General features: G+C 69.4%; 11 protein-coding genes, 1 pseudogene and 1 riboswitch. Of the genes and pseudogenes, 11 read left to right on the top strand and 1 reads right to left on the bottom strand.

What is annotated here, in order from left to right; translation table 11 throughout:
* Nucleotides 1-32: 32 nt before the first annotated feature.
* A complete protein-coding gene (locus tag ACFW0G_RS30630; RefSeq protein WP_378328906.1) occupies nucleotides 33-362 on the top strand; it encodes a PadR family transcriptional regulator in 330 nt (109 codons plus the stop codon).
* Nucleotides 359-1630: a DUF1700 domain-containing protein gene (locus ACFW0G_RS30625; protein WP_378328905.1), complete on the top strand. Its 1272-nt coding sequence runs from the start codon at nucleotides 359-361 to the stop codon at nucleotides 1628-1630. The genes ACFW0G_RS30630 and ACFW0G_RS30625 overlap by 4 nt, the downstream gene beginning before the upstream one ends.
* Nucleotides 1631-1690: 60 nt before the next feature.
* Here the strand turns inward: ACFW0G_RS30625 and ACFW0G_RS30620 are convergent, their stop codons facing one another.
* Nucleotides 1691-2212 (bottom strand): general stress protein, encoded by a 522-nt coding sequence (locus ACFW0G_RS30620; protein ID WP_378328904.1) that lies wholly within the window; start codon nucleotides 2210-2212, stop codon nucleotides 1691-1693.
* A 253-nt stretch (nucleotides 2213-2465) separates the two neighbouring features.
* Between ACFW0G_RS30620 and ACFW0G_RS30615 the strand changes: the two genes are divergently transcribed.
* The 9 genes and pseudogenes from ACFW0G_RS30615 to ACFW0G_RS30575 form a co-directional block, all read left to right on the top strand.
* The gene (locus tag ACFW0G_RS30615; protein ID WP_378328903.1) at nucleotides 2466-3815 is read left to right on the top strand and encodes a glutamine synthetase family protein; all 1350 of its coding nucleotides are present in this window, start codon (nucleotides 2466-2468) and stop codon (nucleotides 3813-3815) included.
* Nucleotides 3796-4551, top strand: coding sequence for a gamma-glutamyl-gamma-aminobutyrate hydrolase family protein (locus tag ACFW0G_RS30610; protein ID WP_378328902.1), 756 nt, complete (start codon nucleotides 3796-3798; stop codon nucleotides 4549-4551). The genes ACFW0G_RS30615 and ACFW0G_RS30610 overlap by 20 nt, the downstream gene beginning before the upstream one ends.
* A complete protein-coding gene (locus ACFW0G_RS30605) occupies nucleotides 4548-5909 on the top strand; it encodes an aldehyde dehydrogenase family protein (RefSeq protein ID WP_378328901.1) in 1362 nt (453 codons plus the stop codon). The genes ACFW0G_RS30610 and ACFW0G_RS30605 overlap by 4 nt, the downstream gene beginning before the upstream one ends.
* 2 nt (nucleotides 5910-5911) lie before the next feature.
* The gene (locus ACFW0G_RS30600; RefSeq protein ID WP_378328900.1) at nucleotides 5912-6679 is read left to right on the top strand and encodes a 3-oxoacyl-ACP reductase; all 768 of its coding nucleotides are present in this window, start codon (nucleotides 5912-5914) and stop codon (nucleotides 6677-6679) included.
* A gap of 216 nt (nucleotides 6680-6895) precedes the next feature.
* Nucleotides 6896-6989: riboswitch (glycine riboswitch) on the top strand.
* Between the two features lie 153 nt (nucleotides 6990-7142).
* Nucleotides 7143-9977: an aminomethyl-transferring glycine dehydrogenase gene (gcvP, locus tag ACFW0G_RS30595; RefSeq protein ID WP_378328981.1), complete on the top strand. Its 2835-nt coding sequence runs from the start codon at nucleotides 7143-7145 to the stop codon at nucleotides 9975-9977.
* A gap of 4 nt (nucleotides 9978-9981) precedes the next feature.
* A complete protein-coding gene (gcvT, locus tag ACFW0G_RS30590; RefSeq protein ID WP_378328899.1) occupies nucleotides 9982-11073 on the top strand; it encodes a glycine cleavage system aminomethyltransferase GcvT in 1092 nt (363 codons plus the stop codon).
* 37 nt (nucleotides 11074-11110) lie between these two features.
* Nucleotides 11111-11491, top strand: coding sequence for a glycine cleavage system protein GcvH (gene gcvH / locus ACFW0G_RS30585; RefSeq protein WP_378328898.1), 381 nt, complete (start codon nucleotides 11111-11113; stop codon nucleotides 11489-11491).
* 3 nt (nucleotides 11492-11494) lie between these two features.
* Nucleotides 11495-12769: a serine hydroxymethyltransferase gene (gene glyA, locus ACFW0G_RS30580; protein WP_378328897.1), complete on the top strand. Its 1275-nt coding sequence runs from the start codon at nucleotides 11495-11497 to the stop codon at nucleotides 12767-12769.
* Nucleotides 12766-13115: pseudogene (locus ACFW0G_RS30575) on the top strand (lipoyl synthase); the annotation flags it as partial. The gene glyA and the pseudogene ACFW0G_RS30575, both read left to right, overlap by 4 nt.

The following is a 13115-nucleotide window of genomic DNA, read 5'->3' as shown; positions in this document are numbered from 1 at the left end:
TACCTTCTGACGCGTAAGACTGGAGGGATCGGGTGGAGATCAGTCAGCTACTCAAGGGCGTGCTCGATCTCGCCGTGCTCGCGGTGCTGCGCGAGGACGACGGATACGGCTACGACGTCCTGCGAAGACTCAGAATCGCCGGCCTGGAGGACGTGGGGGACGCGTCGGTGTACGGCACGCTGCGCCGCTTGTACAAGGCGGGGCTGCTGACGTCGTACGTGGTTCCGAGCGAGGAAGGGCCGCACCGCAAGTACTACAGCCTGAACGAACCGGGACGGACCCGGCTCGCCGAGTCCATGAAGGTATGGCAGGGGTTCGCGTCCACAATGGACATTTTGCTGGGACAGGGAGAGGCAGCATGAGTGAGCGGCCGACCGCCGTGCGGGTGTATTTGGCGAGGGTCCGGACGGCGCTCGCTGACCTGCCCGCCGGTGAGATCGAGGAAATCCTGGAGGACGTCCGGCCGCATCTCGCCGAGATGGAGGCCGAGCTGGGCGCCGACGCCAAGGTCGAGGCACTGATCGAACGGCTCGGCACGCCGGAGAGCTACGCGGCGGAGCTGCGGTCGGCGGGCGGGTATCCGCCGCCGTCCGAAGCGGCGACGACCGTGCTGCCGACGCCGGGAGCGAAGGCGCCGAGCCTGTTCGGGCCGCGCTTCGCCTTGTGGGGCTTGGTGTTCTGCGCGGCTGGGCTCGCGATGTTCGCGTTCGCCGCCGCGGTGCGGGTCGATCCGGACGCGCTGCTCGGCCTGGCCTTCCTGGCGCCGGTTTTCGTGCTGAGCGTGTATTTCCTGCTCAAGCGTGGTCTCGCCGCCGTGCTGGCGCTCCCGGAGGTCGTCTGGGCCAAGGAGCGGCTCGTGTCCACTGAGGACAATCGGGACCGCGGAAAGGTGCTGGGCTATCTGCGTTCGCTGCGCCCGGCGTGGTGGCTGGTGTGCGCGGCCGTGCTGGTCGGCTTCGGGTTGTTGCTCATGCTGCGGCACCGGTACGCGGCGCTGCTGCTGCCGTTCCTGCTGGCCGCCGCGATCGCGGCGATCTGGACGGGTGCGAAGCTGGGCAAGGACCGGCGGCTGCTGTGGGTGGCCGTGCCGATCTCGGCGTTCGTCGTCGGGGGCATGCTCGGCGGGTTCGGTGCCGCGGTCGATCTGGTCGCCGGTCGGACCTCATGGGGCTCGAGCCCGAGTTCGTATCCCACGACCACCACGAGCGACTCGTACGGCAGCAAGCAGTTGCAGTACGGCAACGAGTCGGTCGACAACGTCTACGCGTTCGACGCGCAGGGCAAGCCGCTGACCGAGGTCTACCTCTACGACGAGGAGGGACGGCCGCTCACGATGAGCCGTTTCGCCTGCGAACCGGGGACAGGCAGCAAGATGCGGGTCGGCGCGGACAACAAGTTCCCGCGGCCGTGGCTCGACCAGGGCGTCACCGACAACAGGGGGCGCGTCAACGGCTACAACGGCTACCGCGGTGTCTGCCGGGAACGGACCGACATCCCGTTCAGCGCCGCGATCCCGAAGGGCACGACGCCGAGCCCGAGCCCGGGCGCGCCGACCTCCAGCGCCCCGGCGGCTCCGTCCTCCTCGGCGCCGGCGACACCGCCGTCCAGCTCCGCTCCGCCGACCCGGTAGCGGACGTGCTGGGGAGCGGCGGTCGGGGCCGCTCCCCAGCACGGTGATCCGGCGGGCGCGTCAGTGGCCGAAGGCGCTACGTGCGGCGAGGTCGGCGAGCAGCTCGCGGCCCTTCTCGGCGTTGCGCGGCTGGCTCAGCACGTCGTACCGGCGCGCGACCAGCTGGCTCTGCGAGACGAACCCCCGCTTGTTCGGGCTGGCCGCGTAGCCCAGCGCGCCGAACAGCAGGTTGAACCCGATACCGGCGACGAGGCCGATCCCGATCGGGATGAGCCCGGCGCCGGGGTTCAGCATGCTCAGCACCAGGCCGAGGAACAGGCCGAACAGCGCGCCGGACATCGCCGCGTTGCCGAGCAGCCTGCGCCAGTTCATCCGGCCCGCGATGCGCTCGACGAGCACCGGTTCGACGCCGACGATGGTCACGTCGGTCACCGGGAAGTCGGTGCCCGCGAGGTGGTCGACCGCCCGCTGGGCCTGCTCGTACGACTCGTAGGAACCGATCGGCCAGCCGGTGGGCATCGTGGGCAGCTGCGGACGTGCCTGCTGCGGGTTCACCGAGCTCTGCGTGAATGCTGTGGTCATCGATCTCACCTCTCCTGCCCCGTACAACGTGCGACGCTCCCCAAATGGTCCCACGCGGGCGGGATTCACAGACTCTTCTCAGCCGGACATCACGGACATTCCGGCCGGTATGTCCGAGGGTTGCCGCGGCAGGATTCAAAGGTTCAGCTTCATACCTTTGTTCCGGTTGACCCGTGCGCGGCCACCCGGTAGGAAGAACCCGCAAAGGATTCGATTCAAACCTTTGGGGTGGCCGATGGCGCGGAGACAAGGCATGCTCACCCTCGATCAGCTGCGCACGCTGGTCGCCGACGGGACGATCGACACGGTGCTCGTCGCGATGACCGACATGCAGGGCCGGTTGCAGGGCAAGCGCTGCGCCGCGGAGTACTTCCTCGAAGAGGTGGTGCCGCACGCCACCGAAGCGTGCAACTACCTCCTAGCCGTCGACGTCGAGATGAACACCGTCGACGGCTACGACATCTCGTCGTGGGACACCGGCTACGGCGACTTCGTGCTGCGGCCCGACTTCGACACGCTGCGGCTGATCCCCTGGCAGCCGGGCACGGCGCTGGTGCTCGCCGACGTGGAACGGGTGCAGGGCGGGCCGGTCACGGTGTCGCCGCGGCAGATCCTGCGTGCCCAGCTCGACCGGCTCGCCGAACGCGGGCTCGCCGCGTACGTCGGCACCGAGCTGGAGTTCATCGTCTTCGACGACAGTTACGAAGCCGCGTGGGACAAGCGCTACCAGGGGCTGAAGCCCGCCAATCAGTACAATGTGGACTACTCGATGCTCGGCACCGCGCGGATCGAGCCGCTGCTGCGCCGCATCCGCCGCGAGATGGGCGGCGCCGGCATGTACGTCGAGTCGGCCAAGGGAGAGTGCAATCCCGGCCAGCAGGAGATCGCCTTCCGCTACGCCGACGCGCTGACCACCTGCGACAACCACAGCATCTACAAGACCGGGGCCAAGGAGATCGCCGCGCAGGAGGGCAAGAGCCTCACCTTCATGGCGAAGTACGACGAGCGCGAGGGCAACTCCTGCCATATCCACGTCAGCCTGCGCTCGGCCGAAGGCGGCACGGTGCTCGCCGGTGACCGGCCGGGCGGGTTTTCCAAGCTGATGGAGCACTTCCTCGCCGGTCAGCTCGCCGGGCTACGCGAGCTGACCTACTTCTTCGCGCCGAACGTCAACTCCTACAAGCGGTTCGTGCGCGGCAGCTTCGCGCCGACCGGTATCGCCTGGGGCACGGACAACCGCACGTGCGCGCTGCGTGTGGTCGGCCACGGTGATTCGCTGCGGGTGGAGAACCGCGTGCCCGGCGGCGACGTCAACCCGTACCTCGCCGTCGCCGCGCTCATCGCCGCCGGGCTGCACGGCATCGAGAACGAGTTGCCGCTGGAGGAGGAGTTCACCGGCAACGCCTACGATTCCTCCGTGCTGCCGAGGGTGCCCGCCACGATCGGCGAGGCCATCGGCGAGTTCGCGGCGAGCGAACTCGCCGAGCGGGCGTTCGGTGACGACGTCCACCGGCACTACCTCAACGCGGCGAAGATCGAACGCGAGGCCTTCGAGAAGGCCGTCACCGATTGGGAGCGCATTCGTGGTTTCGAGCGCCTCTGATTCTTCGCCGCCTCCGCGGGAGGAAGTACGTCGGCGGAAGCCGGTCATCGGCCTGACGACCTACATCGAGCCCGCGAAATTCGGCGTCTGGGACACCGAAGCCGCGCTCCTGCACCGGGTCTACGTCGACTGCGTGGCCGCTGCGGGCGGGATTCCCGTGCTCCTGCCACCGGTGACCGACGCCTACGATCGGCTGGTGTCCACTGTGGACGGGATCGTGCTTGTCGGCGGCGCCGACGTCGATCCGGCGCGGTACGGCCAGGAGCCGCACGAGAAGACCTACACCAGGCCCGATCGCGACGCCTTCGAGTTCGGCCTGCTCGGCGCGGCGATCGAGGCCGGGGTTCCGGTGCTCGGCGTCTGCCGCGGCCTCCAGGTGATCAGCGTCGCGCTCGGCGGCACGCTGACCCAGGACATGCCGGAGGCGACCGGGAGCCGCGAGCACCAGCCCGCGCCCGCCACGTTCGGGACCAGCACGATCACCTTGGCCGAGGGGTCCCGCGCGGCGGCGATCCTCGGCGCGGAAACCAAGGCGATGTGTTACCACCACCAGGCCATCGACCGGCTCGGCGACGGGCTGGTCCCGGTCGGCTGGGCCGCCGACGGCACCGTCGAGGCCGCCGAGCTGCCCGGCGGGAACTTCGTCCTCGGGGTGCAATGGCATCCCGAACAGGACACCGACGACCTCCGGCTCTTCGCGGCCCTCGTGGCGGCCGCCGGTAAGGAGAACGAATGACGTTCGATGTCATCAACCCCGCCACCGAAGAGGTGGTGCGGTCGGTCGCGCTGACCAGCGCCGAGGAGACCGACGCGGCGATCGCCCGCGCGCAGGCCGCGTTCCCCGCCTGGCGTGACGTCGCTCCGGGCGACCGTGCCCGGATCCTGCGTCGTTTCGCCGACGCCGTCGAGAACGACATCGAGAACCTCGCGCGGTTGGAGGTCACGAACTCCGGGCACACGATCGGCAACGCGCGCTGGGAGGCAGGCAACGTCCGTGACGTCCTGAACTACTACGCCGCCGCGCCGGAACGCCTGATCGGCCAGCAGATCCCGGTGCCAGGCGGGGTGAACGTCACGTTCCACGAGCCGCTCGGCGTCGTCGGCGTCATCGTGCCGTGGAACTTCCCGATGCCGATCGCGGGCTGGGGTTTCGCGCCCGCTCTCGCGGCCGGGAACACCGTGGTCCTCAAGCCCGCCGAGCTGACGCCGTTGACCGCGATCCGGCTCGCCGAACTGGCGCGCGAGGCGGGTATCCCCGAGGACGTCTTCCAGGTACTGCCGGGCAAGGGATCCGTTGTGGGACAACGGTTCGTCGAGCATCCGGCAGTACGCAAGGTCGTCTTCACCGGGTCGACCGAGGTCGGCAAGCGGATCATGGCGGGCTGCGCGGCGCGGGTGAAGCGCGTGACGCTGGAGCTGGGCGGGAAGAACGCGAACATCGTCTTCGCCGACGCCGACGTCGAAAAAGCTGCCGCGACCGCGCCGTACGGGGTCTTCGACAACGCGGGTCAGGACTGCTGCGCGCGTTCGCTGATCCTCGTGCAGTCGAGCGTGTACGACCGGTTCATGGAGCTGCTCGAACCCGCCGTGCGTGGCGTGGTCGTCGGCGATCCGGGGTCGGAGAAGACCGAGATGGGACCGCTCATCTCGGCCGCGCATCACGCGAAGGTGGCGTCCTACGTCGGTGCCGGGACGCCGGTGGCCTTCCGGGGGAGCGCGCCGGACGGGCCGGGGTTCTGGTTCGCGCCGACCGTCGTCACCCCGCCGAATCTCCAAGACCCCCTGGCCACGGACGAGATCTTCGGCCCGGTCGTCGCCGTCGTCCCGTTCGCAGAGGAGGCCGACGCGGTCGACATGGCCAACTACACCGAGTACGGACTGTCCGGGTCGATCTGGACCCGCGACGTCGGCCGAGCGTTCCGGGTCTCCCGCGGCGTCGAGTCGGGGAACCTCTCGGTCAACTCGCATTCGTCGGTGCGGTACTGGACCCCGTTCGGCGGGTTCAAGCAGTCCGGTCTCGGCCGTGAGCTCGGGCCGGACGCCGCGACGGCGTTCACCGAGACCAAGAACGTCTTTCTGAGCACGGAGGAATAGGGATGGTGCAGCGTTTCGAGGGCCGCGTCGCGGTGATCACCGGCGGGGCCAGCGGGATCGGTCTGGCGTCCGCGCGGCGCCTGGCGAGCGAAGGCGCGAAGATCGTCATCGCCGACGTCGCGCCGGAGCCGGGCAAGGCCGCGGCGGACGAGGTCGGCGGCGTGTTCGTGCAGACCGACGTCACCGACGCCGAGCAGGTCGAGGCCCTGTTCCAGTCCACAGTGGACCAGTTCGGCTCGGTCGACGTCGCGTTCAACAACGCCGGGATCTCGCCGCCGGACGACGACTCGATCCTCACCACCGGCATCGACGCGTGGCAGAAGGTCCAGCAGGTCAACCTGACCTCGGTGTACCTGTGCTGCAAGGCCGTCCTGCCGCATATGCAGCGGCAGGGGAAGGGCTCGATCATCAACACGGCGTCGTTCGTGGCGGTGCTGGGCGCGGCGACCTCGCAGATCTCCTACACCGCGTCCAAGGGCGGCGTGCTCGCGATGAGCCGCGAACTGGGCGTCCAGTTCGCCCGCGAGAACATCCGGGTCAACGCGCTGTGCCCCGGGCCGGTGAACACCCCGCTGCTCAAGGAGCTGTTCGCGAAGGACCCCGAACGGGCCGCGCGGCGCCTCGTGCACGTCCCGGTCGGCCGGTTCGCCGAGCCGGAGGAGATCGCCGCCGCCGTCGCCTTCCTCGCCAGCGACGACGCCAGCTTCATCACCGCCTCCCAGTTCCTCGTGGACGGCGGCATCTCCGGCGCCTACGTGACCCCGCTGTAACGGCAATCTCGCGTGATCCGACGGCGACCTGGCGTGATCAGACGGAGATCTCGCGTGATCGGACGGGGACCCCGGCCAAACACGCGAGATCTCCGTTCAGTCACGTGAGGTCGCCGTTCAATCACGTGAGATCGCCGGTGTGGTGTGGGCGGGGAGAAGTGGACGGGGGGTGAAGCCGCCGGGTACGGTATGCGCGACAACTACAGATCGGGCCGTCGAGCCGGAGCGGGAGAGTCCTCACGAACGTGGTGGGGCACCGAAGGAGCAAACTCCCCGGAATCTCTCAGGTATCCACTACCGCTTCGTGCGAGGCCACTCTGGAAAGCAGGCGTACCCACGCCTCACCCAAGGTGAAAGCCGTGCTGTGTTCGATCAGGAACGCACGGTGAAACTCTCAGGTGCCATGACAGAGGGGGAGTTCCAGCGCACCGGTCTACCCAGTGCCCGGCCCGAGGAGCTCCCCATCACATCGACACCGTTCGACACCCGGCATATCGGCCCATCGGTGGCCGAACAGGCCAAGATGCTGGCCGAATGCGGTTACGGCAGCCTCGACGCGCTCGTCGCCGCCGCGGTCCCGTCCGCCATCCGCAGTGCTCACGGCCTCGATCTCCCCGCCGCCGCGTCCGAAGAGGACGCCACCGCCGAACTGCGCGCGCTCGCCGCGCGTAACCGTCCGATGACGCAGATGATCGGCCTCGGCTACCACGACACCGTGACCCCGCCGGTGATCCGCCGCAACGTGCTGGAGAACCCGGCCTGGTACACCGCGTACACGCCCTACCAGCCGGAGATCTCGCAGGGCCGTCTCGAAGCCCTGCTCAACTTCCAGACCATGGTCGCCGACCTCACCGGCCTGGCCACCGCGAACGCCTCCCTGCTCGACGAGGCCACCGCCGTCGCCGAGGCGGTCACGCTCATGCGGCGCGCCTCGAAGTCCAAGTCGAACGTCGTCGTCCTCGACGCCGAATGCCTGCCGCAGACCATCGCCGTGGTCCGCACCCGCGCCGAGGCGCTGGGCATCGAGGTCCAGGTCCGCGACCTGCTGACCGGGCTGCCCGAGGAGTTCTTCGGCGTCGTCGTCCAGTATCCCGGCGCGTCCGGAGTGCTGCGCGGTCCCGGCTTCTACCACGCGATCTCCGGTTCGGCGAAGGCCGCGGGCGCGCTGTTCACCGTCGCCGCCGACCTGCTGGCCCTGACCCTCATCACCTCGCCGGGTGAGTTCGGCGCCGACGTCGCGGCCGGCTCGACGCAGCGCTTCGGTGTCCCGCTCGGCTACGGCGGCCCGCACGCCGGGTACATGTCCGTCCGAAGTGGACTGGAGCGTTCGCTGCCCGGCCGTCTCGTCGGGGTCTCCGTCGACACGGACGGCAATCCGGCGTACCGCCTCGCGTTGCAGACCCGCGAGCAGCACATCCGCCGCGAGAAGGCGACGTCCAACATCTGTACCGCGCAGGTGCTGCCCGCCGTGCTCGCCGCGATGTACGCGGTCTACCACGGTCCGGACGGCCTGCAGCGCATCGCCGCCCGGGTGCACGGCCTGGCCGCCGGGTTCGCCGAGGCGTTGCGGCAGGGCGGCGTCGAGGTCGTGCACGAGGGCTTCTTCGACACCGTCGTCGCGCGCGTGCCCGGCAAGGCGGCCGAAATCCACGCCGCGGCGAGGGAAAGCGGCATCAACCTCGGCCACGTCGACGCCGACCACGTCCGCGTCGCCTGCGACGAGGTCACCCGCCCGGACGTCCTCGCGAAGGTGCTGCGTGCGTTCGGCGTCGAAGCCGCGCCGGAGGAGAGCAAGAAGGCGCTGCCGAACGGGCTTGCCCGCGAGAGCGGCTACCTGAGCCACGAGGTCTTCGGCTCGCACCGGTCCGAGACGGCGATGCTGCGGTACCTGCGTCGTCTGTCCGATCAGGACTACGCGCTCGACCGCGGCATGATCCCGCTTGGCTCGTGCACCATGAAGCTCAACGCCACCACCGAGATGGAGCCGATCAGCTGGCGCGAGTTCGCGGGTATCCACCCGTTCGCGCCCGCCGGCGACGCCGAGGGCTACCACGTGCTCGTCGAGCAGCTGTCGGGCTGGCTGGCCGAGGTCACCGGCTACGACAAGGTGTCGCTCCAGCCGAACGCGGGCAGCCAGGGCGAACTCGCCGGGCTACTGGCCATCCGCGCCTACCACCGCGCCAACGGCGACGACGCCCGCGACGTGTGCCTGATCCCGTCGTCCGCGCACGGCACCAACGCCGCCTCGGCGGTGCTCGCCGGGATGCGCGTGGTCGTGGTCAAGTGCACCGCCGAGGGCAACGTCGACCTCGACGACCTCCAGTCCAAAGTGGACGCGCACAAGGACACGCTGGCCGCGATCATGGTCACCTACCCGTCCACGCATGGGGTCTACGAGCACGGCATCGAGCGGCTCGCCAAGATCGTGCACGACGGCGGCGGACAGGTCTATGTGGACGGTGCGAACCTCAACGCTCTGCTGGGGCTGGCCAAGCCGGGCGAGTTCGGCGGCGACGTCTCGCATCTGAACCTGCACAAGACGTTCTGCATCCCGCACGGCGGCGGTGGCCCCGGCGTCGGCCCGGTCGCGGTGCGCGCGCACCTCGCGCCGTACCTGCCCAACCACCCGCTGCTGGACGTCGCGGGGCCGGACACCGGCGTCGGCCCGATCAGCGCCGCGCCCTACGGCTCGGCCTCGATCCTGCCGATCTCGTGGGCCTACGTCCGGATGATGGGCGCGCCCGGCCTCACCGCGGCCACCGAGGTCGCGGTGCTCGCCGCGAACTACGTCGCCTCGCGGCTCGGCCCGCACTACCCGGTTCTCTACACCGGGCAGGACGGCCTCGTCGCCCACGAGTGCATCCTCGATCTTCGCGGTATCACGAAGGAAACCGGCGTCACCGTCGACGACGTCGCGAAGCGCCTGATCGACTACGGTTTCCACGCGCCGACGATGTCGTTCCCGGTGGCAGGCACGCTCATGGTCGAGCCGACCGAGAGCGAGGACCTCACCGAGATCGACCGGTTCTGCGACGCGATGATCGCCATCCGCGAGGAGATCGATGGCGTGGCGCAGGGCCGCTGGACCGCGGAGAACAGTCCGCTGCGCAACGCCCCGCACACCGCCGGCGCGCTGGTCGGCGAGTGGGACAAACCGTACGACCGCGAGCTCGCCGTGTTCCCCGCCGGGGTTTCGCGCAAGACGAAGTACTGGCCGCCGGTGCGCCGGATCGACGGTGCCCACGGCGACCGCAACCTCGTCTGCTCCTGCCCGCCCCTCAACGCTTACGAAGGCTGAACCCGTGTCGAAGGAAACCTCCCTGCACGAAGTCCACAAAGGACTCGGTGCGCTGTTCACCGATTTCGCGGGCTGGTCGATGCCGGTCCGGTACAGCAGCGAACTGGCCGAGCATAAAGCCGTGCGCACCGCGGCCGGGCTGTTCGACCTCTCGCACATGGCGGAGATCGAGGTCACCGGCCCGCAGGCCGCGGCGACGCTGGACTACGCGCTGGTGGGCAACCTGTCCGGGGTCAAGCCGGGCCGCGCCCGCTACACGATGATCTGCGACGCCGACGGCGGCGTGCTCGACGACCTGGTCGTCTACCGGCTCGCCGACGAGAAGTTCCTGGTGGTGGCGAACGCGGGCAACGCGGACGTCGTCGCCGAGGCGCTGGCCGAGCGGGTCGCCGGGTTCGACGCCGTGGTCGACAACCGCTCCGAGAGCGTCGCACTGATCGCCGTCCAGGGCCCGAACGCGGTGGCGATCCTCCGCTCCGTCACCGACGCGGATCTGGACTCGCTGAAGTACTACGCGAGCGTCCCGGCCACGGTGAAGGGGCATGAGGTCCTTCTCGCCCGCACCGGTTACACCGGCGAGGACGGCTTCGAGTTGTTCGTCCCCGCCGCCGAGGCACCGGCGTTGTGGCGCCTGCTGACCGAGGCGGGACAGGAGCACGGGCTGCTCCCGGCCGGCCTCGCCTGCCGCGACACACTGCGGCTCGAAGCGGGAATGCCGTTGTACGGCAACGAACTCACCCGTGCGCTGAACCCGTTCGCGGCCGGGCTGGGCCGGGTCGTGAAGTTCGAGAAGCCCGGCGACTTCGTCGGGAAGGCCGCACTCGAAGAGCTGGCCAAGGCCGACGTCCCGCGCGTGCGCGTCGGCCTCAAGGGCACCGGGCGCCGCGCGCCGCGGCACGGGTACCGAGTGCTGGCGGGCGAGACCGAGATCGGCGAGGTCACCAGTGGTGCGCTGTCGCCGACGCTGGGTTACCCGATCGCCATGGCCTACGTCGACCGGGAACACAGCGAGCCCGGCACCGGGCTTTCCGTCGACATCCGCGGGCGGATCGAGCCCGTCGAGGTCGTCGCCCTCCCGTTCTACAAGCGTTCCTGACCGCCCTGACCAGCCGGGCACATCGAAAGGCTTTCTCATGACCAGCATTCCCCAGGACCTGTCCTACACCAAGGATCACGAGTGGCTGAGCGTCGCCGACGGCGTCGCCACGGTCGGGATCACCGCCTTCGCCGCCGAGTCGCTCGGCGACATCGTCTTCGTCCAGCTCCCGTCGGTCGGCGACAAGGTCACCGCGGGCGAGGTGTTCGGCGAGGTCGAGTCGACCAAGTCGGTCAGCGAGCTGTACTCGCCGGTCAGCGGTGAGGTCGTCGAGGTGAACGAGGCCACTTCGGACACCCCCGAGGTCATCAACGACGACGCGTTCGGCCAGGGTTGGCTGCTGCGGGTACGCACCAGCGGTGACCTGCCGGAGTTGCTCGACGCCGCCGCCTACGCGGTTTTGACCCAGGAGGCCTGACCCATGACCACGTTCGACGCGCCGCTGTCCGAAGTGGACCCGGAGGTCGCCGCCGCGGTCGCCGACGAGCTGACCCGCCAGCAGACCACCCTGGAGATGATCGCCTCGGAGAACTTCGCCCCGCAGGGCGTACTCGAGGCGCAGGGTTCGGTGCTGACCAACAAGTACGCCGAGGGGTACCCCGGCCGCCGCTACTACGGCGGCTGCGAGCACGTCGACGTCGTCGAGCAGCTCGCGATCGAGCGCGCGAAGGCGCTCTTCGGCGCAGAGCACGTCAACGTCCAGCCGCATTCGGGCGCGCAGGCCAACGCGGCCGCGATGTTCGCCGTGTTGAAGCCGGGCGACACCATTCTCGGCCTCGACCTGGCGCATGGCGGCCACCTGACGCACGGGATGAAGATCAACTTCTCCGGCAAGCTCTACAACGTCGTCGCCTACCATGTCGACAAAGAGACCGGCATCGTCGACCTCGCCGAGATCGAACGCCTGGCCGTCGAGCACAAGCCGAAGCTGATCATCGCCGGCTGGTCCGCCTATCCGCGTCAGCTCGACTTCGCCGAGTTCCGGCGCATCGCCGACGCGGTGGACGCCAAGCTCATGGTCGACATGGCCCACTTCGCCGGCCTGGTCGCGGCCGGGCTGCACCCCTCGCCGGTGCCGCACGCCGACATCGTCACCACGACCACGCACAAGACCCTCGGCGGCCCGCGCGGCGGCTTGATCCTGTGCCGTCAGGAGCTGGCGAAGAAGATCAACTCGGCGGTGTTCCCCGGTCAGCAGGGCGGGCCGCTGGAGCACGTCATCGCCGCCAAGGCCGTCGCGCTGAAGATCGCCGCGAGCGAGGAGTTCCGCGAGCGTCAGCAGCGTGTGCTGGAAGGCGCGAAGATCCTCGCCGACCGGCTGTCGCGTTCGGACACCGCGGAGGCGGGCGTCCGGGTGCTCACCGGCGGTACCGACGTGCACCTCGTGCTCGTCGACCTCGTCCAGTCCGCTTTGGACGGTCAGCAGGCCGAGGACCGGCTGCACTCGGTCGGGATCACGGTCAACCGCAACGCGGTCCCGTTCGACCCGCGCCCGCCGATGGTGACCTCGGGGCTGCGCATCGGCACCCCGGCGCTGGCCACCCGCGGCTTCGGCGCCGAGGACTTCACCGAGGTCGCCGACATCATCGCCGAGGCACTCAAACCGGACTTCGACGACGACGTGCGGCAGACGCTGCGTGCCCGTGTCGAGCTGCTCGCCAAGAAGCACCCCCTCTACGCCGACCTCGCGCGATGACCGCGGCGCCGGAGGGTCGGAAGCTGTTGCGGCTGGAGGTCCGCAATAGCCAGACGCCGATTGAGAAGAAGCCTTCGTGGATCAAGACGCGGGCGAAGATGGGGCCGGAGTTCACTGAACTCAAGGGTCTTGTCCGTCGTGAGGGTTTGCACACGGTCTGTGAGGAGGCCGGGTGTCCCAACATCTACGAGTGCTGGGAAGACCGTGAGGCCACGTTCCTGATCGGTGGGGATCAGTGCACCCGGCGTTGCGATTTCTGTCAGATCGACACGGGCAGGCCTGCGGAGCTGGATCGCACCGAGCCGCGCAAGGTCGCGGAGTCGGTGCAGGCGATGGGGCTGCGCTA

This window comes from Amycolatopsis sp. NPDC058986 (genome assembly GCF_042741125.1).
Classification (GTDB): domain Bacteria; phylum Actinomycetota; class Actinomycetes; order Mycobacteriales; family Pseudonocardiaceae; genus Amycolatopsis.
This window is presented reverse-complemented; position numbering and strand designations above follow the sequence as displayed.